Raw genomic sequence first — 24,097 nt, forward strand, 5'->3', positions numbered from 1 at the left:
GCCCATGCTGAACTATGTTTGTAAACGCCTGCTGGGGCTTATCCCGACGCTACTGATTGTGGCGGTGCTGGTGTTTTTGTTTGTCCATATGCTGCCGGGCGATCCGGCGCGTCTGGTTGCCGGGCCTGAAGCGGATGCCACGGTCATTGAGCTGGTGCGTAAACAGCTTGGTCTTGACCAGCCGCTGTATATGCAGTTTCTGCACTATATTGGCAACGTTCTGCAGGGTGATTTTGGTATCTCGATGGTGTCGCGTCGTCCGGTGTCGGAGGAGATCGCCAGCCGCTTTATGCCCACGTTCTGGTTAACGTTAGCCAGCATGAGCTGGGCGGTGGTGTTCGGACTTGGCGCCGGGATTGTGGCGGCCGTCTGGCGCAACCGCTGGCCGGACAAGCTCGGCATGGCGCTGGCGGTGACCGGCATCTCCTTCCCGGCGTTCGCGCTGGGGATGCTGCTGATGCAGGTCTTCTCCGTTGAGCTGGGCTGGCTGCCCACCGTCGGGGCCGATACCTGGAAGCATTACATTCTACCCTCGATGACGCTGGGGGCTGCCGTGTCGGCGGTGATGGCCCGCTTTACCCGCGCCTCGTTCGTTGACGTGCTGAGCGAAGATTATATTCGCACCGCGCGGGCGAAAGGGGTCAGCGAGAAGTGGGTCATTCTCAAGCACGGGTTCCGCAATGCGATGATCCCGGTGGTGACGATGATGGGGCTGCAGTTTGGCTTCCTGCTGGGCGGCTCTATCGTGGTGGAAAAGGTCTTCAACTGGCCGGGGCTGGGACGTCTGCTGGTCGATTCCGTCGAGATGCGCGACTACCCGGTGATTCAGGCGGAAGTCCTGCTTTTCTCGCTGGAGTTTATTCTTATCAACCTCGTGGTGGACGTGCTCTACGCCGCCATTAACCCGGCCATCAGGTATAAGTAAGATGCGATTATTGAACTGGCGGCGTCAGGCCGTATTAAACGCCATGCCGGGGCTAAAACCGGACCACATCCGCACCCCGTGGTCTGAATTCTGGCGGCGTTTCCGCCGCCAGCCGGTCGCGATGACGGCGGGGCTGTTCGTGCTGCTGCTGATCGTGGTGGCGATCGTGGCGCCGTGGGTGGCGCCGTTTGATGCGGAAAACTATTTTGACTACGACCGCCTGAACGACGGGCCCTCAATGCTCCACTGGTTCGGCGTGGACTCTCTCGGGCGGGATATCTTTAGCCGGGTGCTGGTGGGGGCGCAGATCTCGCTAGCCGCCGGGGTGTTTGCGGTGCTGATCGGCGCGGCTATCGGGATCGTGCTGGGGCTGGTCGCCGGCTATTACGAAGGCTGGTGGGACCGCATCATCATGCGCATCTGCGACGTGCTGTTTGCCTTCCCCGGCATTCTGCTGGCGATTGCCGTGGTGGCGATCATGGGCAGCGGCATGGCCAACGTCATCATTGCGGTCGCGGTGTTTTCGATTCCGGCCTTTGCCCGCCTGGTGCGCGGCAACACGCTGGTGCTGAAACAGCAGACCTTCATCGAGTCGGCCCGCAGTATGGGGGCCAGCGATGCGACCATCCTCTTCAGCCATATTCTGCCGGGGACGGTGTCGTCCATCGTGGTCTACTTCACCATGCGTATTGGCGTGTCGATAATCTCGGCGGCCAGCCTGTCGTTTCTGGGGCTAGGGGCACAGCCTCCGACACCGGAGTGGGGCGCGATGCTGAACGAGGCGAGGGCCGATATGGTGATTGCGCCACACGTGGCGATCTTCCCGAGTCTGGCGATTTTCCTGACCGTGCTGGCGTTTAACCTGCTGGGGGATGGGCTGCGCGACGCGCTGGATCCGAGGATAAAGGGGTAGTGCAGTGAAATGTGCCGGGTGGCGGCTACGCCTTACCCGGCCTACAAAAGCGGAGTGGGGGGAATTAAACCCGGCTACCCCATAGGTCATACTCATCCGCGTTTTCAACCTTCACGCGAATAATATCACCCGGCTTAACGTTGGTTTCGCCATTCAGGTACACCGCACCGTCGATTTCAGGGGCGTCCGCCATGCTGCGGCCAATCGCGCCTTCTTCGTCCACTTCGTCGATGATAACCATGATCTCGCGGCCCACTTTCTCCTGCAGACGTTCGGCAGAAATCTGCTGCTGAAGCTGCATGAAGCGGTTCCAGCGCTCCTCTTTCACCTCTTCCGGCACCTGGTCCGCCAGCTCGTTGGCGGTTGCGCCTTCTACCGGGCTGTACTTGAAGCAGCCGACGCGGTCCAGGCGCGCTTCCTTCAGGAAGTCGAGCAGCATCTGGAAGTCTTCTTCGGTTTCACCCGGGAAGCCGACGATGAAGGTCGAGCGCAGGGTCAGGTCCGGGCAGATCTCACGCCACTGTTTGATGCGCGCCAGCTGACGGTCAACGGAGCCAGGACGTTTCATCAGCTTCAGGATACGCGGGCTCGCGTGCTGCAGCGGGATGTCCAGGTACGGCAGAATCTTGCCTTCCGCCATCAGTGGGATGACGTCGTCAACGTGCGGGTAAGGGTAAACGTAGTGCAGACGCGTCCAGATACCGAGTTTGGACAGCTGCTCGCACAGGCCGACCATGCTGGTTTTCACCGGCTCGCCGTTGTGGAAACCGGAGCGGTGCTTAACGTCCACGCCGTAAGCTGAGGTGTCCTGGGAGATGACCAGCAGTTCCTTCACGCCCGCATCGGCCAGACGTTTGGCTTCCGCCAGCACTTCGCCGATTGGACGGCTCACCAGATCGCCACGCATGGACGGGATGATGCAGAAGGTGCAGCGGTGGTTGCAGCCTTCGGAAATTTTCAGGTACGCGTAGTGACGCGGCGTCAGCTTCACGCCCTGTTCCGGCACCAGGCTCAGGAACGGGTTGTGCTTGGGTTTTGGCACGTAGTGATGAACATGTTGCAGCACCTGCTCGTAGCTGTGCGGGCCGGTAATCTCCAGCACCTTCGGGTGCACTTCGCGGATCTGGTCTTCTTTCGCGCCCAGACAGCCGGTCACGATCACTTTGCCGTTTTCGGTCAGCGCTTCACCGATGGCTTCCAGTGACTCCTGGACCGCGCTGTCGATAAACCCGCAGGTGTTAACGATCACCATATCGGCGTTGTCGTAGCTTGGCACCACGTCATAGCCCTCGGTGCGCAGTTCGGTCAGGATGCGTTCTGAATCCACCAGGTTTTTCGGGCAGCCCAGGGAGACGAAGCCGATTTTCGGCTGGTGCGTAACATTGCTCATAGGTTAAAAATTCATCAATTATGGAGTTATCAGGGCGGGATTTTACAGCGTATCGCGGGGGATTTATACACTCTTTGCAAGGCGGATGCGCCGGGCAGAGGTTGTAACATTGTAAATAATGTTAATCAGTTAATAAAAATTGATCCCAGGCATTAAACTGTACAAAAAATGTACTTATCCTGACTATGCACAATGGCTGACAGAGGAGGAAAGAGCATGACCGTTGACAGACTAAAACGCGATCTGCTGAACAAGCTGATCAACGCCCGAATCGACCTGGCCGCGTACCTGCAGTTGAGGAAGGCAAAAGGGTATATGTCAGTCAGCGAAAGCGAACATCTGCGTGATCACCTGTTTGAACTTTGCAATTTCATGCGTGAAAAAGCACCGGCCCTGCAGGCGAACTACGGCGAAAGTGAAGAAGTCGCGCTGCGCCGCGCCGCCGAGGTGCTCTCCATTGCAGGGGTGTGTCTGATGAACGGACGCCACGACTGCCCGAATTTTATCGCCGTAAACGCGGAGAAGCTTGAAAACTGCCTGACAACGCTCTCTCTATGCATCATGTGCCTGAACGAGCACAAACAGCTTGAACAGCACTGATCCCGGGGGAGGCAACTCCCCCTTCTGATTAAGCTTTTGTAAAAGTGGTAACGCGCCCGGACGCAGTGGCTAATCTTTAAGCCATATGCCGATAAAGGAGCGCGTTATGCCTCGATCCTCGCTGATTTCCCTGCCTGCGTTATTTATTCCGTTTTCACTTCTTGCTGCGCCAGAGGCGGTGAAGGTCGAGGTGCTGCAAAACAGACTCGATCACCCCTGGTCCCTGGCGTTCCTGCCGGATAATAACGGGCTGCTGGTGACCCTGAAGGGCGGCCAGCTCAAACGCTGGCAGGCCGGAAAAGGGCTCTCCGATCCGATTGTCGGCGTACCGAAGGTCTGGGCAAACGGCCAGGGAGGATTGCTGGATGTGGTGCTGGCGCCGGATTTTGAAACGTCGCGCCGCGTCTGGCTGAGCTACGCCGAGGCCGGGCATGACGGCAAAGCCGGAACGGCGGTGGGCTTTGGCCGCCTGAGCGACGACTATTCCCGCATCGAGGGATTCCAGGTGGCGTTCCGCCAGATGCCGAAACTCTCAACCGGTAACCATTTCGGCGGACGGCTGGTGTTCGACGGCAAAGGCTCCCTCTTCATCGGACTCGGCGAGAATAACCAGCGTCCGACGGCGCAGGATCTGGATAAATTGCAGGGCAAAGTGGTGCGCCTCACTGAAGACGGAAAAGTCCCGCCGGATAACCCCTTTGTGAATACCCCCGGTGCGCGACCTGAAATCTGGTCTTACGGCATCCGCAACCCGCAGGGGATGGCGATGAACCCCTGGAGCGACACGCTGTGGCTGAACGAGCACGGCCCGCGCGGCGGGGATGAGATCAATATCCCGGAGAAGGGTAAGAACTACGGCTGGCCGCTGGCAACGCACGGCATTAACTACAGCGGGCTGAAAATTCCGGAAGCCAAAGGCGAGCACGTCGAGGGCACCGAGAAGCCGCTGTTCGTCTGGAAAGTCTCACCCGCGGTAAGCGGCATGGCGTTCTACAACAGCGACGTCTTCCCGCAGTGGAAAAACAAGCTGTTTATCGGCGCGCTGAAGGAGAAGGACGTGATCGTGCTGAGCGTGGAGGGTAACAAGGTGACAGAGGACGGGCGCATTCTGGGCGACCGGGATCAGCGTATTCGCGATGTGCGGGTGGGGCCGGATGGGTATCTGTATGTCCTGACCGACGAGACGGACGGGCAGCTGTTGAAAGTCAGCCCGTCCGGTGCGTAATCAGGTAACCGGGATCATCACGACGTTACGGTACGCCGGGCGATCGCTCAGCTGTTTAAGCCAGCGCTCCAGGTGCGGGCGCGGCGTCCACTTCAGGCCCATGTTGGTCAGGTTCCAGACGAATGGCGCCACGGCGATATCGCCGGTGCCGAACGTCTCGCCGGAGAACCAGGCGTGCTTCGCCAGCTCGTCATCCATCATCGCAAACAGATTTTCGCAGGCATCCTGCGCGGCGTGAATCGCGGGATAATCGCGTTCCGCTTCCGGCGTGCGGATAAGCCCCATCAGGATCACGCGGTGGGTTGGGGACAGCGTCTGGTTCGCCCAGTCCATCCACTTTTCGCCCTGGGCGCGGCGGGCCGGGTTTTCTACCCACAGGCGGCCCTGACCGTACTGGGCGGCGAGGTAACGCACAATCGTGTTGGACTCCCAAAGCGTCGCGTCCGTTTCATCATCGCGCAGCAGCGGCACCAGGCCATTCGGGTTCATGGCCAGATAGTCGGCCTCCTTGTTCACGCCGAACGCCATGCCTGCCATGATTTGATTGAACGGTAAATCCAGCTCTTCCAGCGTCCAGAGCACTTTCTTAACGTTGGTCGAATTATTCCTGCCCCACAGCGTAATCATATTTACTCCCGATGAGATGTGAATCCGAATCAGCTTTTCGCCATGGTGAGATAAACCTAACAATTACGCAACAGAAGACAAAAAAATCGCCTTAATCAAAGCGTATCTGAATGTTATTGCATAAACTTTAATAACTTTACCCTCGTTGGGTTTCTTTAACGGTTTTAGTGCGCTATTACTCATCGCTTCTTGCGACACGGTGATGTGACGTAATTTTTGAATGGACACTCGGGTGGCATTTATGACGCGTAAAATGACTTCTCTGCGCAGCCTGGCGGCAGGCTCTGCGCTTCTTTTCCTGTTTGCACCAACGCTCTACGCAGCTGAACAGGCTGCGCCCGAAGCGCCGCCAGTGGATGCGCGCGCCTGGATCCTGATGGACTACGCCAGCGGTAAAGTGCTGGCGGAAGGGAATGCGGATGAGAAACTCGATCCGGCAAGCCTGACCAAAATCATGACCAGCTATGTGGTGGGCCAGGCGCTGAAAGCGGGCAAGATCAAGCTGGACGATATGGTGACCATCGGGAAAGACGCCTGGGCGACCGGCAACCCGGCCCTGCGCGGATCTTCCGTGATGTTCCTGAAGCCAGGGGATCAGGTCTCCGTTTCCGATCTGAATAAAGGGGTGATTATTCAGTCAGGAAATGATGCGTGCATCGCGCTGGCCGACTACGTTGCCGGCAGCCAGGATTCTTTCATTGGCTTGATGAATGGTTACGCGCAGAAGCTGGGCTTAACCAACACCACGTTCAAAACGGTTCACGGCCTGGATGCGCCGGGCCAGTTCAGCACCGCGCGCGACATGGCGCTGCTGGGGAAAGCGCTGATCCACGACGTGCCGGATGAATACGCCATCCACAAAGAGAAAGAGTTTACCTTCAACAAAATTCGCCAGCCGAACCGCAACCGCCTGCTGTGGAGCAGCAACGTCAACGTGGACGGGATGAAAACCGGCACCACGGCGGGTGCAGGCTATAACCTGGTGGCCTCCGCGACCCAGGGCGACATGCGCCTGATTTCGGTAGTGCTGGGCACCAAAACCGACCGCATTCGCTTTAACGAATCAGAAAAACTGCTGACCTGGGGCTTCCGCTTTTACGAAACCGTGACGCCGATTAAACCGGATGCCACGTTCGTCAGCCAGCGCGTCTGGTTTGGTGACAAGAGCGAGGTGAACCTGGGCGCGGGTGAGGCGGGCTCGGTAACCATTCCGCGCGGCCAGCTGAAAAACCTGAAGGCCAGCTACACTCTGACCGACCCGCAGCTCACCGCCCCGCTGAAAAAAGGCCAGGTGGTTGGGACGATTGATTTCCAGCTTAACGGTAAGTCGATTGAACAGCGTCCGCTGATTGTGATGGAAGCAGTGGAAGAGGGCGGCTTCTTCAGCCGGATGTGGGATTTCGTGATGATGAAATTCCACGGGTGGTTCGGCAGCTGGTTTAGCTAAGTTTTTTGCCGGGTGGCGCTGCGCTTACCCGGCCTACGTTCGAGCCGTTGTAGGCCGGGTAAGGCGAAGCCGCCACCCGGCATAACCTCAATACATCAACTTCACCTGCTGCGCTTTCGCGTGGGCCACAATCTCGTCGTCCGGGCGGCAATCGCTGACGATGGCATCGAACTGCGCCAGCTCGCCCATTCTTGCCGGACGCACCTTACCAAACTTACTGTGATCGACCACCAGAACATGGTACTGCGCGGCGCTTAACGCCCAGTGCTTGACCGGTAATTCTTCCAGGTTAAAGCAGGTTGCCCCCTGGCGCACATTGACGCCCGCGGCGGAATAAAACGCGATATCCGGGCAGAGGTTGCTGAGCGTGTCCTGCAGGTTGAGCGGCTTAAAGATCGCGTTGCTGGCGTGAAACTCACCGCCGCAGAGGATCACCCGGCACTCGGGTTTCTCCTGAAGCGCCAGAAAGGTGTTCAGGGAATAACAGACGGCGGTAAACGGAATGCTGCTGTCGATGGCTTCGATAATCCACGGCGTGGTGGTACCGCAGTCAAAAAACAGCGTCTGGTGCGGCTGTACCAGGGAAGCCGCAAGCCGCGCGGCTTTGCGTTTCTCTTCCACCAGGCGCGTCTTCTGGTCGCTGATCAGATAATGGCTGGCGCTACGCGGCTCAAGCACAATGTATCCGCCCAGCAGCACGACGGGCGCGCTCTCGCTGTTCAGATCCCGACGAATGGTCATCTCCGAGACGCCGAGGAGGTTGGCGGCTTCCTTAAGATGCAGCTTATCGCTGCGCTTCAGCGCCTGTAGCAGCTGAGCAATGCGGTCATCGCGACGTGTTTCCATAGTTCCTCGGCATAAAAAAATGAACCCCCGCAGGGCGGGGGTTCAAGTGTAACCTGTCAGGTCGGGGTTAGTCACGTATCCAGCCTTTGCGGATCGGGATGGCGAAAATGGCGCGATAGAGTGAAGAAAGCGCACGGTAGAGCGCTTCCCCGATGAGGCTCCACAGGATAGCCGCGCTCACGCAGCCAATCAGCCCCACCAGGAAGCCGCCCACCATATCCAGCGGCCAGTGGACGCCCAGATACACGCGAGACCAGGCGATGGCCACAGCGACCACCATCAGCACCGCACCCGACCACAGGCGATGCCAGAACAGGAAGGCCAGTGCGAAGGTGAAGATCACCGTACCGTGATCGCTCGGGAAAGAGTCATCCGGCGCATGGTGCAGGAAGGTATAGCCGACGTGATCGACAAACGGACGATCGTGCGGGAACGCATGGCCCAGAATGTAACTTGCCAGGACGCTTACGCCGAGAGCCATCGCCACTTTGATTACAAGCTTGCGCTGCGCTTTCACCTGGCTACGAGGTCCCCACAGCCAGAGGATGGCTGCCAGCGCGGGCACGATACTGATCAGATCTTTTGCCAGAAAGGTGGCGAAGTCGATCATCCACTCGGGCGAGGCCGGGGTGGCGTTGATCAGATAAAACAGCTGATAATTCAGATTCTCTAGCATAGCGTTATCACTCTTTAGCAAACCGGGTGGAAACCAGCCCGTAGACTGCCACCTGGGAAAACCAGACCCACCACCCGGCCCACAGGTTGTGAGAGAAAAAATGCGCCCCGCGCATGACCTGACCGAAGCCCATCGCCAGACCCAGCAAAATGCCGAGAACGACAAAGCTCCAGGCCAGACGCGGCCGCTCGCGCCAGAAGGCAAAAAACAGTCCCATCACCATAAAGCCGCTGGAAGAATGGCCGCCGGGGAAGCAGCGCCCCGGGCCGCTGTCCGCCGGGACGGCGCTGAACAGGGGATAGGACATCGCCTTACCGCCATATTCCACCAGGTCCCACGGGCAGCTGTGATGGCTCATGCTTTTCAGCACGCCCACGACCAGCGCGCCAAGCCCCATCAGCAGCGCCGCCGTAACCAACCTCGCGTTACGCTTGTACGCGCCGTAAAACAGCGCCACGGCGCCTAAAGCGATGGCAATGTACTTCGCCAGACGATGGTTGAGCAGATCCAGCAGGTGGTCTTTCTGCAGCGGGAAGCTCTTCGTCGCCGCGTCATACCAGAAGCCGGTGATCCATCTGTCGAGCGCTTCATTGCGCGATAGCCACGTAAACACTACGGCAAGGACTATCAGTATGAAAAGCTGATAACCATAAAAGCGGGACGGCAAGCGGTAAAGGCATTTTGTCTTATTTGTCTGTAACTTAGACAATTCTGAACGGCTGGAGGTGAGTGACATAATTTGGGGTCGTTGACGAGTAATGGGGCTATCATAAATCTGTCAAATTAAGGAAACCTTAAACGAAGACGATATGTGCTTTATTTCTGTTTATCCTCGATAAATCACTATCTCGGGCTGCGGCATTTCATTACACTCGTCGCGATTTTGTCATTATAAAGAGATTGCATGTTAAACCGTTCTTCTTCAGGTTCACGTCTGGGTCGTCAGGCGTTGCTTTTCCCCCTGTGTCTGGTGCTCTACGAATTTTCTACCTATATCGGCAACGATATGATCCAGCCCGGTATGCTGGCCGTGGTGGCGCAGTACAACGCCGGAATTGAGTGGGTACCGACCTCCATGACCGCCTATCTGGCCGGCGGCATGTTTTTGCAGTGGCTGTTAGGCCCGCTGTCGGATCGTATTGGCCGTCGCCCGGTGATGCTGACGGGCGTGGTGTGGTTCATCGTCACCTGCCTTGCCACGCTGCTGGCGCAAAATATTGAACAATTTACTCTGCTGCGTTTCCTGCAGGGGGTGAGCCTGTGCTTTATCGGCGCCGTGGGGTATGCGGCCATTCAGGAGTCGTTTGAAGAGGCTGTGTGTATCAAAATCACCGCGCTGATGGCGAACGTGGCGCTGATCGCTCCCTTACTCGGGCCGCTGGTGGGCGCCGCATGGGTGCATATGGCCCCCTGGGAAGGGATGTTTGTGCTGTTTGCCGTTCTCGCCGCCATCGCGTTCTTTGGCCTGCACCGTGCGATGCCGGAAACCGCCACCCGCATCGGCGAGAAGCTTTCGCTGAAAGAGCTGGCTCGGGATTACAAAGAGGTGCTGAAGAATGGCCGCTTTGTAGCGGGCGCACTGGCGACCGGGTTCGTTAGCCTACCGCTGCTGGCGTGGATCGCCCAGTCGCCGGTTATTATCATCAGCGGTGAAAAGCTCAGCAGCTACGAGTACGGCCTGCTGCAGGTGCCGATCTTTGGCGCGCTGATTATCGGTAACCTGGTGCTGGCGCGTCTGACGTCACGCCGCACCGTGCGTTCGCTGATAATCATGGGCGGCTGGCCGATTGCGGCAGGGCTGATTCTGGCGGCGGTGGCAACCGTCGCGTCATCTCACGCTTATTTGTGGATGACGGCGGGGCTGAGTATCTACGCCTTCGGGATTGGCGTGGCGAACGCCGGGCTGGTGCGCCTGACGCTGTTTGCCAGCGAGATGAGTAAGGGCACGGTCTCCGCGGCGATGGGGATGCTACAGATGCTGATTTTTACCGTCGGTATCGAGGTGAGCAAGCATGCCTACGCGATGGGCGGTAACGGGCTGTTCAGCCTGTTTAACCTCGCCAATGGCGTGCTGTGGGTTGGCCTGATGGTGGTGTTCCTGAAAGACAAGCGCGTCGGAAACGCTCTGCAACCTTAATTCTTATGCCCTCTCCCTGTGGGTGAGGGCACCAGACCGCACGCGGTCAATTAAACGGTGCCTCCCCGTTCAACACCTTCTCAATCACATCCAGCACGCCTTCCTCGTTATTGTGCGGCGCTTCAAAACGCGCTGCCGCTTTGATATGCGGTCTGGCATTCGCCATCGCAAAGCTGAACCCGGACTGGCGCAGCATCTCCACGTCGTTGCCGCTGTCGCCGAAGGCCACCACGTCGCTGTTCTCTATGCCCCAGCGCTGTTGCAGGATCCGCAGGCCGTTGGCCTTATGCACGCCGGGGATAATCAGGTCGATACTGCCGTGACCGGTGGTGACGGGCACCATGATGTCGCTGAGCTTTTCATGCAGCAGCGCCTGAATACGCGGAATTTCATCATCGGACACGTTGAGTCCGAACTTGAAGAAAATATCGTTCAGGTTGTCGAAATCGCTGACCATTTCCAGACGGTGATAGTACTTCGCCGCGATGGCCTTAAAGCCCTCGTCATAGCACTTGAGAGTGTAGGCGCTGCTCTTCCCGCAGGCGATAATCTCAATGCCGGGAACGTCGTTTAAGACGCTCGCGACGGTCTCGAAATGGGCTTTCGACAGTTCACCGTTAAAGACGTCTTCACCCTCACTCACGACCCAGCCGCCGTTTTCGGCGACGAATGAAATTTCATGCGCAATCTCCGGGAAAAAGGAGATGAGCTGGTAGTACTGGTTGCCGCTGGCGACCACGAAGCGAATGCCTTGCGCCTTCATGCGCGCGTACTGCGCCAGAAAGCGCGGGCGATTGTAGGTCTTGGCATCGCTCAGGAATGTGCCATCCATGTCGACGGCGATCAGTTTAACGCTCATATCCCTTCTCCAGTGTCGTTTGATTCGTTTCCGGCTTTGCCACCGCGCGCGCCACCAGCGCCGCGATGATGACCAACCCTAATACCACCAGCATGGCGCTGCGCAGCCCGTAGTGCTCCCCGAGGAAGCCGAGCAGCGGCGGCCCGACCAGGAAGGCGAGATAGCCCGTGGTTGCCACCACGCTGACGCGCGTCGGGGCATCCGGGCCGGTATCGCTGGCGGCAGAGATGGTCAGTGGGAAGCCGAGGGACGCGCCCAGCCCCCAGAGGATCACCGAGACGCCGGCAATCCAGTCCACATCCACAAAGATGATCATCGCGATACCCAGCCCGCCGAGCAGGGCGCTGGCGCGCACTACCGCCACGCGGCTGTAGCGGTCAATAAACCAGCCGCCGGTGAAGCGCCCGACGGTCATCCCCAGCGTAAACCCGGCGTAAATCAGCGAGCCGGAGGTCGGGCTAAAGCCGTGACCGTCCACCATCAGCAGCGGCAGCCAGTCGTTGGCGGACCCCTCCGCGAACGCCATCGCCAGCACCACCACGCCGATCAGCATCAGCTGGAAATCGCGGTAGAAGGGCAGCCCTTTTTCGGCTGAGTGCTGTTCGTCAGCGGAGTTTTTACCGGTGCCGTCCGGGATGGCCCGGATGCCGGTCAGAATGGGAATGATGCACACCAGCGCCGCCAGCAGAATATGCAGATTCGCGCTCACGCCAGTGGCCGTCAGCGCCATCCCCACGCCCGCACCGGCCAGCGTGCCGAGGCTATAGAAGCCGTGCATCATCGGCAGCACGGTTTTGTTCATCTCGCGCTCGACCGCTGCCCCTTCCACATTTATCGCCACTTCCGCCGAGCCGAAGCTGCCGCCAAACACCGTCAACCCCAGCGCAAACAGCACCGGTGAGGCAAACCACAGCGCCGCGCTCAGCACCATCATCCCGAACACCGCGAAGCACATGGTGGTGCGGATCACCGCCCGCGTACCGAAGCGCTTCACCAGCCATGCGGAGCAGAGAATGCCGCTCATGGAGCCTATCGACAGGCCGAACAGCACGATGCCCATTTCTGCGGTAGAGACGGACAAAATGTCGCGAATGGCGGGGGTGCGCGTGGCCCAGGAGGCCATCAGCAGACCGGGAATGAAGAAGAACATAAACAGCGCCCACAGGCGGAGCTGCAGGGCTTTGCGGGGAGAGGTCAGCGTCATCGGGATAGCACCAGAAGTACAACAATAGCGACAACACTAGCAAGTTTGTGTACATTTGTACACAAACCAGGTGAGGAATTGATGAGCAGACCACCCAACGATCCGCATCGCCGGGAGAAGATCCTGCAGGCGACGCTCGACACCATTGCTGAACACGGTATTCACGCCGTCACGCACCGTAAAATCGCCACCTGCGCGGGCGTGCCGCTGGGGTCGATGACCTACTATTTCGACGGCATGGAGCCGCTGCTGGAGGAGGCCTTCACGTGGTTTACCCGCCAGATGTCGCAGCAGTACCGGGATTTCTTCGCGGGCGTCACCGGGCCGGAAATGGCGTGCGAATCCATCACCACGCTGATCCACAGCTCGCAGGTGACCACGCCGCACAACATGGCGCTGATGTATCAGCTTTACGCCTTTATGCACCGCAGCGCGGCGCTGAAAACGATGATGCAGGACTGGATGAAGATGAGCCAGACCACGCTGGAGCAGTGGTTCGACCCGGTCACCACCCGCGCGCTGGACGCGTTTATCGAAGGGATGACGCTGCACTATGTCACCGACCGGGCGCCGTTAAGCCGGGAGGAGATTCGGGCGATGGTGGGGAGGATTGCGGGCATTACACCGTTAAATAAAGAAAATTAGTTCATATTTTTCAATGTATTACGATTTTTCTCCATATTGACAATCCGGACCGATCACGTGACTATCCACCGCGGTGGTTATTTACTGTTCAGTGGTTGAGGTTGGCGTTGGGTGAAAAAGTAAGTACCTGGTTCGTGCAGGTCAGTCTGGCAAAAAAGAGAGCGTTGTTAGTACTGTTGATTTTGGTTCAGGCGAGTCTGCTGATTGGGCATCTGCTCTACCAGCGCGGCTATGTGGAGGATAACGCTGCACGTATCCTTCGCAATACGGCCATACTCCAGTCCCAGCAGTTTGATACCAGCCTTAACGCGATGCGCTACCAGATGCGCTTTATCGGGAATGCCTTTCTGCTCAACCATACGGTCACGCCTGAAAACGCGCAGCCATTCCTGCAAGGGGAGCTCAAGCGCGCCTGGCTGGATGGCGTTGTCGTCTTTGATGAAGACGGTGATTTTCTCAGCAGCCGCGCGCTATTTCCTTTTGAGCGCGCTCTGGACGCCTCTACGCTTGCGCAGGCCAGCTTTCGGCAGCACCCTCTGTTTACCGATTTTCGCCGGGATGAAGTTACCGAAAGTTTGTTTTACTGGCAGAGCAACGGCACGGATAAAAACATGTTGGGCTTCGTGATGTTCCGTGCAGTGCGCGACGCACATGGTCGCTTTCTAGGTGGTGCGTTGGGTTTCTTCAATGGTAACACCATGAACGATATGTTTCGCAAAATGGAAGCGCAGGGCTTCGATTTAGGTCAGGGTGGGGCGATGGCGGTCCTTGATCGTGACAATGCGGTGCAGCTTGCCCGTATGGGGGCGAATGACGGTTCGCAATTGAACACCTCCGACCCGCGCCTCGCGAAGCTGCTGGAATACGCAAGCGATACCGCACAGGTCCAACGATATACCTCTCCGATTGATGGCGTTGAACGTATGGGAGTATTTCTTAACCTCAACGAACGCAAATGGGTGCTGGCCGTCGGGCTGGCCAGAAAAGACGTGCTGCACGGCTGGTATTATCAGGCTCTGTGGACGGCGCTGGCGATTCTGGTTATCTCCATTACGCAGTGGTTTCTGATGCATTACATCCACGTCAACGCCCTGCAGCGGGCGCGTTTCCAGCAGGAGGCGCGGCTCGATCCGCTCACCGGGCTGGCAAACCGTCGCCAGTTTGATGAGTGGTCTTTGCGGGCCTGCAATCTTGCCCGTCGGCATCAGCAGCCCCTGTGCCTGATGAGCATGGATCTGGATTTCTTCAAGCGTATTAACGACACCTGGGGCCATGACGGCGGCGATGCGGTGCTGAAGCATATTGGCAATGCGCTTCCGGCACTGGTGAGGGGCAGCGACATTGTCGCCCGCTTCGGCGGGGAAGAGTTTGTCGTAGCAATGCCGCAGACCTCTCTGGAGACGGCCGCTGAGATCGCCGAGCGCGTACGGATGAGCCTTGCCAGCCAGAACGTCGACTTCAACGGGCAGACGATCCGCTTCACCGCCAGCATGGGGCTCGTATGCATGACGCCGGATGAACTGGAGATTGAACATGGCGTGCAGTCAGCCCTGGCGCGAGCCGATCGTGAGCTTTATCGTGCAAAACGTGAGGGGCGCAACCGGATCTGCGTGGCGAGCTAGCGGGCGGTTGTTTTCTCCAGGCGTTCAGGGCCCGCCGGGCGCTGGCCCTGTCGTCCACCTGAGGAAGGATTATTTTTTCAGGATATTCTTCCCGCTGGCGTCCACCACCGCTTCGCCATCTTCTTTCGTAAACGCCCCTTTCTGCGCGTCCGGCAGAATGTCGAGGACGACTTCAGACGGGCGGCACAGGCGGGTGCCCAGCGGCGTCACCACAATCGGACGGTTAATCAGGATCGGGTGTTGCAGCATAAAATCGATAAGCTGGTCGTCGGTGAAGCTGTCTTCGGCCAGGCCGAGCTGTTCATAGGGCTCCACGTTTTTACGCAGCAAATCGCGCACCGAAATGCCCATATCGGCAATCAGGGCGGTCAGCGTATCGCGCGACGGTGGCGTTTCCAGATAGAGAATAATCTCTGGCTCCGCGCCGCTGTTGCGGATCATCTCCAGCGTGTTGCGCGAGGTGCCGCAGGCAGGGTTGTGATAAATGGTGATGTGGCTCATATCAGTGGCTCATTACAGTGTGAAGGAGAGACGAAGCGCCAGCGCGGCGAGCGTCACAAACAGGACCGGCAGCGTCATGATGATGCCCGTCCGGAAATAGCCGCCCCAGGTAATCGTCATGTTTTTCTGCGCCAGCACGTGAAGCCAGAGCAGGGTGGCGAGACTACCAATAGGCGTGATTTTTGGCCCCAGATCGCAGCCAATCACGTTGGCGTAAATCATCGCGTCCTTTATCAATCCTGTTGCCGTGCTGCCGTCAATGGAGAGCGCGCCAATCAGCACCGTGGGCATATTGTTCATTATGGATGACAGGAACGCGGTGATGAACCCGGTTCCCAGCGTGGTGGCCCACAGCCCGTGTCCGGCCAGGCTATTCAGTACGCCTGTGAGAGAGTCCGTCAGCCCGGCATTACGCAGGCCATACACCACCAGATACATCCCCAGCGAGAAGATGACGATCTGCCACGGCGCGCCGCGCAGCACTTTTCCGGTATTTATCGCATGTCCGCGTTTTGCGACAGCGAATAAAATCAGCGCGCCGACGGTCGCAATGGCGCTGACCGGAATGCCGAGAGGTTCAAGCACGAAGAAACCGACGAGCAGAAGGAGGAGGACGATCCAGCCCGTTCTGAACGTCGGGAGGTCGTGAATGGCCCGCGCAGGCTCCTGGAGTTTCGCCAGGTCATATTCTGGAGGAATTTCCTTGCGAAAGAACAGGTGCAGCATCACCAGCGTTGCGGCAATTGCAGCGATATCCACCGGGATCATCACCGAAGCGTACTCGCTGAACCCCAGCGCGAAGAAGTCCGCCGACACGATGTTGACCAGGTTGGAGACAATCAGCGGCAGGCTGGCGGTATCGGCGATAAAACCTGCCGCCATCACAAACGCCAGCGTGGCCTGTTTGCTGAACCCCAGCGCCAGCAGCATGGCGATGACGATAGGCGTGAGGATCAGCGCCGCGCCGTCATTAGCAAACAGCGCTGCGACGGCTGCGCCCAGCAGGATAATCCAGGTAAACAGCAATCGCCCCCGACCTTTCCCCCAGCGAGCGACGTGCAGCGCTGCCCACTCGAAAAAGCCGGACTCATCCAGCAGCAGACTGATAATGATAACGGCGATAAACGTTGCCGTGGCGTTCCAGACGATATTCCAGACTACCGGAATATCGTTAATGTGAATCACGCCGCTGGCCAGCGCCAGCACGGCGCCAATAGTCGCGCTCCAGCCGATACTCAGTCCTTTGGGCTGCCAGATGACCAGCACCAGTGTAAACAGAAAAATTGCCCCTGCCAGAAACATCGCTTACTCCGTTATATCTGTTTTTGTGAATGTGTTGCAATTAGCACGAACCCGGAAGCCGGTTTTTCAGCTTCATACGCGTCTCTTCCCGCAGGCAGTTCCAGCTGGTGTCGATAACGGCTGCCGCCCATGCAGGCATGTTGGGAGAGAGACGGTAATGGACCCACTTACCCTCGCGGCGGTCGATCACCAGCCCGGACTCGCGCAGCAGGGCCATATGGCGGGAAACCTTCGGCTGAGATTCGGCGGTGGCGGCGCAGAGATCGCAGACGCACAGCTCGCCCGCTTCGCGGAGCAGCATGACGATGGCGAGCCGCGTTTCGTCGGAGAGGGTTTTGAAGAGGTGGAGTGGGTGGAGCATTCGGTCATCCTGAATGTCTTTAATCATATGCATTAAATCATATGTGTTTATGGCTGGCGAGAGAAGAGGGAAAAGCAGGAAGGATAGAAAAACTCAGGGAGGGCTTGTTGAAGGTCAAAATAGTCTTTTATGGCTTGCCCGGACCAATCCTGACAGTCATGGGAAAGAAACCGTCCCCTGGAACGGTTTCATTTTATCTGCTCACTTTCAACACTCTTCTGTGCTCAGGCGCAACAGAGATCGTTCCAGGTGTCACGGTAAATGATATTCCCCTCCGTGTACTTCCATGAGATAGCTTCATAACGCAATTCGAGTGTTTCAAGATGGGTGCTGCTCATCCCGTTAGGGGTCAGGAAGGGTGCCACTGTCGTGAACTTAACGTTTTCCATCACGATATTGAAATATTCGGCCTCGATACCGGACTCCAGAATACGGTACATCTTAATAATCCCCTTCTTCATCACTCGCCCTTCGCACACGGCTCGGTAAAGAAGTGGGGTAGTCTGATCAAATTCTTTGATTATCGTAATAGGGCGATGGACGCGCGTGCCGGTGAGCTTGCCCCAACTTGGGTCAACCGGAATGGTTACGCCATGGGAGAACGATTTCAGTTCTATGGAACCATGACGGGTGGGCATCATACAGCTACCAACAATTGGCGAGCCGTTCTCGTCCTCAAGCCAGAGATGTGCGGGTGTAGACATGTCATTTCCTTATTAGCAAACGTGAAGCTTTTATGGTCCTCAATGCCATATCCAGTAAGCCAGCCCCAGTGTTACCAGGTAAAACAGGAGGATGAATCCCTGGCTAACCTCAGGGAAGTAAACGTCAAGGACATAGCCAAAAATGAACGCGAGGATGATGGGTATATAAGTCCAGAAGAAAAACTGGGCCTGAGATTTGAGCCAGCGTCTTAGAAAGCCCATTAGTGCCTGCCCATGAGCTTCAGGATAGTGTCAGCAGCATCATAAGGGCTTTGACTGTCGGTCCATTGATGGGTTAGCACGCCCGCGCGCATAAAAGCAGGTTCCACCAGGAAATACATCATTTCCAGTTCTCGCAGGTACAACGCTTGATAGTAGGCGGGATGCATCACTTGCAAGCGATGAGCGCTGTCAGCGGCCTGTTGCACAATCCCATATATCCCCAGCCCGCCAATAGCCGCGCCCGTTAATCCTGAAACGACCTTTAACCCTGAAGGTGGAAGGGTTATATAAAGGCAAACAGTCGATGTGACCCCTGCAGAGAATGAATAAGAGGTTAGCGTGCTGGTGGATATATAAACGTTAGCGCGCATTAGAGCATGCTGTATCCCTGATAATTCTGCTGGGGAATAATCCTTAACCAGCTCCTCAACGTACGTGTTGATTAGGTCAAAGACGATGTTCCAGCGAGAAACGAGATGGAATATGCCCTTTCGGAAGCGAGCGTCCTCCAGGTTTTGTCGGGTGCATACATCGTAATATTCATCAGTAAAGCAGGAAGTGTAGTACAGCAGGCGTTGGGCACCGGCACCTATATTACTCAGCTGGCTCTTTACTTCTTCACCTACCGCGCGTACCGCCTGGTCCAGCTTCATGGCCAGTATTTTTTGGCTCTGAAGCTGGCGGATGATCTCTTCAGAATGGTACATGCTTACTGACCTCGCACTTCAGCTCACTTGAGCGATCTTTTGCTGCATTCCCTAAGACTGGAAATGCCATTACTGAGCTTGAAAACTGCATTCCTGTCCCCTCCATAGTGTTTCTATCCGCTCCAGCGTATGCCCGTAACTAATATGGAAGTTCAAAGCAGATCATGTTTATGAAAAACAGGGGATTTTTAGGAGAATGACCTGATATTTTTTAATCTAAATACGATTTATCGGGAGGTTTTAGGGCGAATAGATGAGTTCAATAACTGAGTGGCGCGTTCCAAAGCCCAAATGGATTGCAGTAACAGTTAGCTGACTAATATAGACCCGCCGCTGGCTGGTTTTTTATTACCTGTTACAGCTATATAAGTTCTGCCGCGACGATGTCACTATGCAGGGGAACGTGGCGGCCTAAAGCATTAATTTACAGAGTGGTAATTTTCAGGCAACAAAAAACCCATCAACCTTGAACCAAAACGGCGGGGTTGATGGGCTCCACAAATTGGGGACATCAAAGAAAAGCAGTGGCACTAGTTATGACTGCCCCCTGATAAAAAAGTTCTGCGCGTAACGAAAATATTTTCCGCCACGCGCATTCTTAGGAGTTATCCGAGCCCCGGCCAGATGATGATGATCAGCGTACCCGCCAGCGTGAGCAGTACGTTAGCGATAGCATAGGTGCCTGCATAGCCCAGCGCCGGAATGTTGCTGCGCGCGGTGTCGCTGATGATTTCCATAGCAGGCGCACAGGTACGCGCCCCCATCATCGCCCCGAAGAGCAGGGCGCGGTTCATGCGCAGCACGTAGGCGCCGAACAGGAAGCAGATCACCACCGGCACCAGGCTGACGATAAGTCCGGAAACCAACATCTGCCAGCCAACGGCACCCAGGCTGTGGCCAATGCCGCTGCCCGCGCTTAAGCCCACGCCCGCCATAAAGACCATCAGACCGAACTCTTTCACCATGTTCAGCGCGCCCTGCGGAATGTAGCCGAAGGTCGGGTGGTTCGCTCGCAGGAAGCCCAGCATGATCCCGGCGAACAGCAGCCCGGCGGCGTTACCGATGCCGAAGCTAAAGTTGCTGAACTGGAAGGTGATCATCCCGATCATCAGGCCAACGATAAAGAAGGCGCAGAAGGCCAGCAGGTCGGTGACCTGGCTGTGAATAGAGATAAAGCCGATGCGGTCGGCCACGGTTTTTACGCGTCGCGCGTCGCCGCTGACCTGCAGCACGTCACCTTTGTTGAGCACCACGTTGTCGTCGATCGGCATCTCAATCTGGCTGCGGATCACGCGGTTGAGGAAGCAGCCGTGGTCGGTCAGCTTCAGCTGCGCCAGGCGACGGCCAACGGCGTTATGGTTTTTCACCACGATCTCTTCGGTGACGATGCGCATGTCGAGCAGGTCGCGGTCGAACACCTCTTTGCCGTTACGGAAGCTCGGGTCGAGACGGGCGTGGGCGTCCGGGTAACCGACCAGCGCGATGTCGTCGCCCATCTGCAGCACCGCGTCGCCGTCCGGGTTCGCCAGAATGCCGTTGCGGCGGATACGTTCGATGTAGCAGCCCGTCTGGCGGTAAATCCCCAGCTCGCGCAGGTTTTTGCCGTCAGCCCACGCCACCAGCTCCGGCCCGACGCGGTAGGCGCGGATCACCGGGAGATAAACTTTACGTTTGGAGTCGGTATCCAGACCGCGCTCGCGGGCGATTTGCTGGGCGCTGGTCTGCAGATCCTGATGCTGCAGTTTTGGCAGATAGCGTGCGCCAACGATCAGGCTTACCAGACCAATCAGATAGGTCAGGGCATAGCCCAGGCTCAGGTGATCGAGGGCGGTGGAGAGCTGTTCCCCGGCCATACCGGAGTGGCGCAGGGTATCACCGGCACCCACCAGCACCGGAGTGGAGGTCATCGAGCCTGCCAGCATACCGGCCGTTAGCCCGATATCCCAGCCAAACAGTTTACCCAGCCCTAACGCGATCAGCAGCGCGCTGCCGACCATCACCAGCGCCAGCATCAGATAATTTTTGCCGTCGCGGAAGAAAATGGAAAAAAAGTTCGGTCCCGCTTCCACGCCAACACAAAAAATAAACAGCATAAAACCTAAGTTGAGCGCGTCCGTGTTAATGCTGAAGTGCTGCTGGCCTAATAATAAGGAGACGACTAAAACGCCAATGGAATTACCGAGTTGAACCGAACCCAGGCGCAATTTACCCAGGCAAAGGCCCAGCGCCAGTACCACAAATAATAACAGGATGTAATTCCCATTTAACAAGTCTGCGACGTTTATATTCACGGAGGCTAACTTCTTGTTTACCAGTAAGTTGTTGAATGAAAGGACTTTTTGGGCTACTGTTTTTTGGGTCAGGGAAAAGCGTTAACGCTCCCTGTTTCCTGCTTTATTCCCTAAAACATTAGCTGGCGTGTAGTTTAATCGCATTAGCTACTGACAGCTACTGATTATCGCATCACCCTGTGCGTACTTTGGCAAGGATTGCCGCATTGCTTTATCTGACTGGGCGTCTACCCGACGAAAGTGTATTTGATAGAGATAAGTCAGGAGGATAGGTTGAATATGAAACGAAACTGGGCGGGGGTGATCAGCTGCTTTTTGCTGTTCACGGTCGTATGCATGTCGCTTGCTTTTAACGTGAAAGGGGCATTCAGGGCGTCGGGTCATCCGGAGCTCGGGTTGCTCTTTTTTACCCTGCCGGGGGCAGCTGCCAGTTTTCTCTCCCGTAAAGGGGAGGTGGTGAAGCCACTGCTGGGCGCCATGCTGGCCGCGCCGCTCTGTTTGCTGATGATGCGCTTGCTGTATATCTCTACGCGGAGTTTCTGGCAGGAGCTGGCGTGGTTGATGAGCGCTGTTTTCTGGTGCGCCCTTGGCGCGCTCTGCTACTTATTTGTGCGCAGTCTGCTTCATAACCGACGGCACCACAAATAAAAACGCCCTCTCGGTGAGGGCGTCCTTTCATTTCATTACTGGGCAGCAAACAGGCCCAGGTGCTCTTTGGCGTAAGCTTCAAAGTCGGTGCAGCCGCCAATGTGTTTCTGATCGAGGAAGATCTGCGGTACGGTTTCAACCGGCTTACCGACAGTTTTTTCCAGATCGGCTTTGGTGATGCCTTCCGCGTGGATGTCCACATAGCGGAAGTTGAAGTCATCGCGCTCTTCGGTCAGTTTCTCAGCCAGCTCTTTCGCGCGCACACAGTAAGGGCACCCTGGACGACCAAAAATAACTGCAAACATTTCTCTCTCCTCAAAAAAACAAGCCTGACGGCGAATGACACGTATAGTGCCCCATAACCTGTCGTCATTAAAGAAGGTTTCGCCTGTCGTTATAATATCTAAGAGCTATGTTCGCCAATTACACCGCGCATATCATTGCCTATACTGGCTGCCATACGGTTTAAGCAAGACAAAGAGAGACAAGATGACGCCAACCATAGACCTGCTCCTTTCCCATCGTTCCATTCGCCACTTCACCGATGAGCCGATTACCGATGCGCAGCGCGAAGCGATTATTAACAGCGCAAGGGCGACCTCCAGCTCCAGCTTCCTGCAGTGCAGCTCCATTATCCGCATTACCGACCCGGCGATGCGTGAACAGCTGGTGACGCTGACCGGCGGGCAGAAGCATGTGGCTCAGGCTGCCGAGTTCTGGGTATTCTGCGCCGACTTTAACCGCCACCTGCAGATCTGCCCTGAGGCCGAGCTGGGCCTGGCCGAACAGCTGCTGCTGGGCGTGGTGGATACCGCGCTGATGGCGCAAAACGCCTTTACGGCCGCCGAGTCGCTGGGGTTAGGCGGCGTTTACATTGGCGGCCTGCGTAACAACATTCAAAGTGTGACCGACCTGCTGAAGCTGCCAAAACACGTGCTGCCGCTGTTTGGCCTGTGCCTTGGCTGGCCGGCGGATAACCCGGATCTGAAGCCGCGCATTCCTGCGGTGATGCTGGTGCATGAAAACAACTACCAGCCGGTCGATCAGGATGTCCTGAATCACTACGATGAAGAGCTGGCGAATTACTACATGACGCGCGGCAGCAATAACCGCCGCGACACCTGGACTGACCATATTCGCCGCACCATCATTAAAGAAAATCGCCCGTTTATTCTTGATTACCTGCACAAACAGGGCTGGGCGACGCGATAGTCCATTTATCCTGCGCCTGCCTGCGTATATGATACGCAGGCTTTTTCCATGTCTTCAGAGAGGTGCAGGGTGAAAATTGCCATATTGTCCCGGGATGGAACGCTCTATTCATGTAAGCGCCTGCGAGAAGCGGCGGCGAAACGCGGGCATCAGGTTGAAATTCTCGACCCGATGTCCTGCTATATGAACATCGATCCGGCCGCCTCGTCGATTCACTACAAAGGCCGCAAGCTGCCGCACTTTGATGCGGTGATCCCCCGCATCGGCTCCCAGATTACCTATTACGGCACCGCCGCGCTGCGCCAGTTCGAGATGCTGGGCAGCTACCCGCTCAACGAATCCGTCGCCATTTCCCGCGCCCGCGACAAGCTGCGCTCGCTGCAGCTTCTTGCCCGTCAGGGGATCGATCTTCCCGTCACCGGGATTGCCCATTCCCCGGACGACACCAGCGATCTGATCGACATGGTGGGCGGCGCGCCTTTGGTGATCAAGCTGGTGGAAGGCACGCAGGGCATTGGCGTGGTGCTGGCGGAGACCCGTCAGGCGGCGGAGAGCGTGATTGATGCCTTCCGGGGCCTCAATGCCCACATTCTGGTGCAGGAGTATATCGAAGAGGCGAAAGGGCGCGATATTCGCTGTTTTGTGGTGGGTAACGAGGTCGTGGCGGCGATCGAGCGGCAGGCCAAAGAGGGCGATTTCCGCTCTAATCTTCACCGCGGCGGCATTGCCAGAATCGTCGAAATCAGCGATCGCGAACGGGAAATTGCCGTGAAAGCGGCGCAAACCCTGGGGCTGGACGTGGCGGGTGTAGACCTGCTGCGCGCGACGCGCGGGCCGCTGGTCATGGAGGTGAACGCCTCGCCGGGGCTGGAAGGTGTGGAAAAAACCACAGGGGTCGATATTGCGGGTAAAATGATCTTATGGATCGAGCGTCATGCGACGCCGGGCTACTGTCTGAAAACGGGTGGTTAAATGGATTACCGCGCGCTTTTTAAGTACCCTATGCGAAGTTTTTATTAAAGAGGCTGCATCG

25 protein-coding genes are annotated in these 24,097 nt (G+C 57.1%); 11 read left to right on the plus strand and 14 right to left on the minus strand.

The window, feature by feature from the left end; genetic code table 11:
* Positions 1–4: 4 nt before the first annotated feature.
* Positions 5–925 (plus strand): glutathione ABC transporter permease GsiC, encoded by a 921-nt coding sequence (gsiC, locus tag ACVCAM_RS00620; RefSeq protein WP_025912892.1) that lies wholly within the window; start codon positions 5–7, stop codon positions 923–925.
* A gap of 1 nt (position 926) precedes the next feature.
* Positions 927–1,838: a glutathione ABC transporter permease GsiD gene (gene gsiD / locus ACVCAM_RS00625; RefSeq protein ID WP_021240948.1), complete on the plus strand. Its 912-nt coding sequence runs from the start codon at positions 927–929 to the stop codon at positions 1,836–1,838.
* 64 nt (positions 1,839–1,902) lie between these two features.
* On the opposite strand, the gene rimO is transcribed toward gsiD, so the two are convergent.
* Positions 1,903–3,228, minus strand: coding sequence for a 30S ribosomal protein S12 methylthiotransferase RimO (gene rimO, locus ACVCAM_RS00630; protein ID WP_008501203.1), 1,326 nt, complete (start codon positions 3,226–3,228; stop codon positions 1,903–1,905).
* 216 nt (positions 3,229–3,444) lie between these two features.
* On the opposite strand from rimO, the gene bssR reads away from it, so the two are divergent.
* Both bssR and ACVCAM_RS00640 read left to right on the plus strand, forming a co-directional pair.
* Positions 3,445–3,828 (plus strand): biofilm formation regulator BssR, encoded by a 384-nt coding sequence (gene bssR, locus ACVCAM_RS00635; protein ID WP_407223193.1) that lies wholly within the window; start codon positions 3,445–3,447, stop codon positions 3,826–3,828.
* A gap of 106 nt (positions 3,829–3,934) precedes the next feature.
* On the plus strand, positions 3,935–5,053 hold the full coding sequence (locus ACVCAM_RS00640) for a PQQ-dependent sugar dehydrogenase (RefSeq protein ID WP_023326977.1): 1,119 nt from the start codon (positions 3,935–3,937) through the stop codon (positions 5,051–5,053).
* Here ACVCAM_RS00640 and ACVCAM_RS00645 read toward each other — a convergent pair whose 3' ends face one another.
* The gene (locus ACVCAM_RS00645) at positions 5,054–5,680 is read right to left on the minus strand and encodes a glutathione S-transferase family protein (RefSeq protein WP_008501206.1); all 627 of its coding nucleotides are present in this window, start codon (positions 5,678–5,680) and stop codon (positions 5,054–5,056) included.
* Positions 5,681–5,921: 241 nt separating this feature from the next.
* Here ACVCAM_RS00645 and dacC point away from each other — a divergent pair, with 241 nt between their 5' ends.
* On the plus strand, positions 5,922–7,127 hold the full coding sequence (gene dacC, locus ACVCAM_RS00650; RefSeq protein WP_008501207.1) for a serine-type D-Ala-D-Ala carboxypeptidase: 1,206 nt from the start codon (positions 5,922–5,924) through the stop codon (positions 7,125–7,127).
* An 87-nt stretch (positions 7,128–7,214) separates the two neighbouring features.
* Here the strand turns inward: dacC and deoR are convergent, their stop codons facing one another.
* The 3 genes from deoR to ACVCAM_RS00665 form a co-directional block, all read right to left on the minus strand.
* On the minus strand, positions 7,215–7,973 hold the full coding sequence (deoR, locus tag ACVCAM_RS00655) for a DNA-binding transcriptional repressor DeoR (protein ID WP_023292922.1): 759 nt from the start codon (positions 7,971–7,973) through the stop codon (positions 7,215–7,217).
* A 67-nt stretch (positions 7,974–8,040) separates the two neighbouring features.
* Positions 8,041–8,649 carry an undecaprenyl-diphosphate phosphatase gene (gene ybjG / locus ACVCAM_RS00660; protein ID WP_021240944.1) on the minus strand — a complete coding sequence of 203 codons (609 nt, stop codon included), beginning with the start codon at positions 8,647–8,649 and terminating at the stop codon, positions 8,041–8,043.
* Between the two features lie 7 nt (positions 8,650–8,656).
* On the minus strand, positions 8,657–9,385 hold the full coding sequence (locus tag ACVCAM_RS00665) for a phosphatase PAP2 family protein (RefSeq protein ID WP_407223194.1): 729 nt from the start codon (positions 9,383–9,385) through the stop codon (positions 8,657–8,659).
* Between the two features lie 168 nt (positions 9,386–9,553).
* Between ACVCAM_RS00665 and ACVCAM_RS00670 the strand changes: the two genes are divergently transcribed.
* Positions 9,554–10,786 carry an MFS transporter gene (locus tag ACVCAM_RS00670; protein WP_348569875.1) on the plus strand — a complete coding sequence of 411 codons (1,233 nt, stop codon included), beginning with the start codon at positions 9,554–9,556 and terminating at the stop codon, positions 10,784–10,786.
* Between the two features lie 46 nt (positions 10,787–10,832).
* On the opposite strand, the gene ACVCAM_RS00675 is transcribed toward ACVCAM_RS00670, so the two are convergent.
* Positions 10,833–11,645 (minus strand): Cof-type HAD-IIB family hydrolase, encoded by an 813-nt coding sequence (locus ACVCAM_RS00675; RefSeq protein ID WP_021240941.1) that lies wholly within the window; start codon positions 11,643–11,645, stop codon positions 10,833–10,835.
* Positions 11,635–12,849, minus strand: coding sequence for an MFS transporter (locus ACVCAM_RS00680; protein WP_023326980.1), 1,215 nt, complete (start codon positions 12,847–12,849; stop codon positions 11,635–11,637). The genes ACVCAM_RS00675 and ACVCAM_RS00680 overlap by 11 nt, the downstream gene beginning before the upstream one ends.
* An 81-nt stretch (positions 12,850–12,930) precedes the next feature.
* Here ACVCAM_RS00680 and ACVCAM_RS00685 point away from each other — a divergent pair, with 81 nt between their 5' ends.
* Together ACVCAM_RS00685 and ACVCAM_RS00690 are read left to right on the plus strand one after the other, a co-directional pair.
* Complete coding sequence (locus tag ACVCAM_RS00685; protein ID WP_407223195.1) at positions 12,931–13,494, plus strand: TetR/AcrR family transcriptional regulator; 564 nt, start codon at positions 12,931–12,933, stop codon at positions 13,492–13,494.
* 107 nt (positions 13,495–13,601) lie between these two features.
* Positions 13,602–15,116, plus strand: coding sequence for a sensor domain-containing diguanylate cyclase (locus tag ACVCAM_RS00690; RefSeq protein ID WP_407223196.1), 1,515 nt, complete (start codon positions 13,602–13,604; stop codon positions 15,114–15,116).
* Between the two features lie 69 nt (positions 15,117–15,185).
* On the opposite strand, the gene arsC is transcribed toward ACVCAM_RS00690, so the two are convergent.
* The 6 genes from arsC to ACVCAM_RS00720 all read right to left on the minus strand — a co-directional run bounded on the left by arsC (position 15,186) and on the right by ACVCAM_RS00720 (position 21,204).
* Positions 15,186–15,617, minus strand: a complete 432-nt coding sequence (arsC, locus tag ACVCAM_RS00695; protein WP_055321937.1) for a glutaredoxin-dependent arsenate reductase — start codon at positions 15,615–15,617, stop codon at positions 15,186–15,188.
* Positions 15,618–15,629: 12 nt separating this feature from the next.
* On the minus strand, positions 15,630–16,919 hold the full coding sequence (locus tag ACVCAM_RS00700; protein ID WP_021240936.1) for an arsenic transporter: 1,290 nt from the start codon (positions 16,917–16,919) through the stop codon (positions 15,630–15,632).
* Between the two features lie 40 nt (positions 16,920–16,959).
* Positions 16,960–17,280 carry a metalloregulator ArsR/SmtB family transcription factor gene (locus ACVCAM_RS00705; protein WP_008503437.1) on the minus strand — a complete coding sequence of 107 codons (321 nt, stop codon included), beginning with the start codon at positions 17,278–17,280 and terminating at the stop codon, positions 16,960–16,962.
* A 224-nt stretch (positions 17,281–17,504) separates the two neighbouring features.
* A complete protein-coding gene (locus tag ACVCAM_RS00710; RefSeq protein WP_407223197.1) occupies positions 17,505–17,984 on the minus strand; it encodes an Hcp family type VI secretion system effector in 480 nt (159 codons plus the stop codon).
* A 221-nt stretch (positions 17,985–18,205) separates the two neighbouring features.
* Positions 18,206–18,913: a hypothetical protein gene (locus ACVCAM_RS00715; protein ID WP_021240933.1), complete on the minus strand. Its 708-nt coding sequence runs from the start codon at positions 18,911–18,913 to the stop codon at positions 18,206–18,208.
* A 605-nt stretch (positions 18,914–19,518) separates the two neighbouring features.
* A complete protein-coding gene (locus ACVCAM_RS00720; RefSeq protein WP_008503440.1) occupies positions 19,519–21,204 on the minus strand; it encodes an aspartate:alanine antiporter in 1,686 nt (561 codons plus the stop codon).
* A gap of 273 nt (positions 21,205–21,477) precedes the next feature.
* On the opposite strand from ACVCAM_RS00720, the gene ACVCAM_RS00725 reads away from it, so the two are divergent.
* Positions 21,478–21,852 (plus strand): inner membrane protein YbjM, encoded by a 375-nt coding sequence (locus ACVCAM_RS00725; protein ID WP_025912901.1) that lies wholly within the window; start codon positions 21,478–21,480, stop codon positions 21,850–21,852.
* A 35-nt stretch (positions 21,853–21,887) separates the two neighbouring features.
* Here the strand turns inward: ACVCAM_RS00725 and ACVCAM_RS00730 are convergent, their stop codons facing one another.
* Entirely contained in the window at positions 21,888–22,157 is a 270-nt protein-coding gene (locus tag ACVCAM_RS00730; protein ID WP_006809455.1) for a GrxA family glutaredoxin, read from the minus strand.
* Between the two features lie 184 nt (positions 22,158–22,341).
* Here ACVCAM_RS00730 and nfsA point away from each other — a divergent pair, with 184 nt between their 5' ends.
* Both nfsA and rimK read left to right on the plus strand, forming a co-directional pair.
* The gene (nfsA, locus tag ACVCAM_RS00735; protein WP_447093481.1) at positions 22,342–23,064 is read left to right on the plus strand and encodes a nitroreductase NfsA; all 723 of its coding nucleotides are present in this window, start codon (positions 22,342–22,344) and stop codon (positions 23,062–23,064) included.
* Between the two features lie 69 nt (positions 23,065–23,133).
* Positions 23,134–24,036, plus strand: a complete 903-nt coding sequence (gene rimK / locus ACVCAM_RS00740; protein ID WP_219368527.1) for a 30S ribosomal protein S6--L-glutamate ligase — start codon at positions 23,134–23,136, stop codon at positions 24,034–24,036.
* Positions 24,037–24,097 lie beyond the last annotated feature (61 nt).

It is taken from the genome of Enterobacter sp. CFEC122 (assembly GCF_052983755.1).

Coding starts and splice junctions, on each gene's coding strand:
- ACVCAM_RS00700 (WP_021240936.1), bottom strand. CDS start 16,919: ATGTTTCTGGCAGGGGCAATTTTTCTGTTTACACTGGTGCTGGTCATC.
- ACVCAM_RS00645 (WP_008501206.1), bottom strand. CDS start 5,680: ATGATTACGCTGTGGGGCAGGAATAATTCGACCAACGTTAAGAAAGTG.
- ACVCAM_RS00670 (WP_348569875.1), top strand. CDS start 9,554: ATGTTAAACCGTTCTTCTTCAGGTTCACGTCTGGGTCGTCAGGCGTTG.
- gsiD (WP_021240948.1), top strand. CDS start 927: ATGCGATTATTGAACTGGCGGCGTCAGGCCGTATTAAACGCCATGCCG.
- ACVCAM_RS00730 (WP_006809455.1), bottom strand. CDS start 22,157: ATGTTTGCAGTTATTTTTGGTCGTCCAGGGTGCCCTTACTGTGTGCGC.
- ybjG (WP_021240944.1), bottom strand. CDS start 8,649: ATGCTAGAGAATCTGAATTATCAGCTGTTTTATCTGATCAACGCCACC.
- ACVCAM_RS00705 (WP_008503437.1), bottom strand. CDS start 17,280: ATGCTCCACCCACTCCACCTCTTCAAAACCCTCTCCGACGAAACGCGG.
- deoR (WP_023292922.1), bottom strand. CDS start 7,973: ATGGAAACACGTCGCGATGACCGCATTGCTCAGCTGCTACAGGCGCTG.
- ACVCAM_RS00680 (WP_023326980.1), bottom strand. CDS start 12,849: ATGACGCTGACCTCTCCCCGCAAAGCCCTGCAGCTCCGCCTGTGGGCG.
- rimO (WP_008501203.1), bottom strand. CDS start 3,228: ATGAGCAATGTTACGCACCAGCCGAAAATCGGCTTCGTCTCCCTGGGC.
- ACVCAM_RS00665 (WP_407223194.1), bottom strand. CDS start 9,385: ATGTCACTCACCTCCAGCCGTTCAGAATTGTCTAAGTTACAGACAAAT.
- ACVCAM_RS00685 (WP_407223195.1), top strand. CDS start 12,931: ATGAGCAGACCACCCAACGATCCGCATCGCCGGGAGAAGATCCTGCAG.
- arsC (WP_055321937.1), bottom strand. CDS start 15,617: ATGAGCCACATCACCATTTATCACAACCCTGCCTGCGGCACCTCGCGC.
- nfsA (WP_447093481.1), top strand. CDS start 22,342: ATGACGCCAACCATAGACCTGCTCCTTTCCCATCGTTCCATTCGCCAC.
- dacC (WP_008501207.1), top strand. CDS start 5,922: ATGACGCGTAAAATGACTTCTCTGCGCAGCCTGGCGGCAGGCTCTGCG.
- gsiC (WP_025912892.1), top strand. CDS start 5: ATGCTGAACTATGTTTGTAAACGCCTGCTGGGGCTTATCCCGACGCTA.
- ACVCAM_RS00640 (WP_023326977.1), top strand. CDS start 3,935: ATGCCTCGATCCTCGCTGATTTCCCTGCCTGCGTTATTTATTCCGTTT.
- bssR (WP_407223193.1), top strand. CDS start 3,445: ATGACCGTTGACAGACTAAAACGCGATCTGCTGAACAAGCTGATCAAC.
- ACVCAM_RS00710 (WP_407223197.1), bottom strand. CDS start 17,984: ATGTCTACACCCGCACATCTCTGGCTTGAGGACGAGAACGGCTCGCCA.
- ACVCAM_RS00715 (WP_021240933.1), bottom strand. CDS start 18,913: ATGTACCATTCTGAAGAGATCATCCGCCAGCTTCAGAGCCAAAAAATA.
- ACVCAM_RS00675 (WP_021240941.1), bottom strand. CDS start 11,645: ATGAGCGTTAAACTGATCGCCGTCGACATGGATGGCACATTCCTGAGC.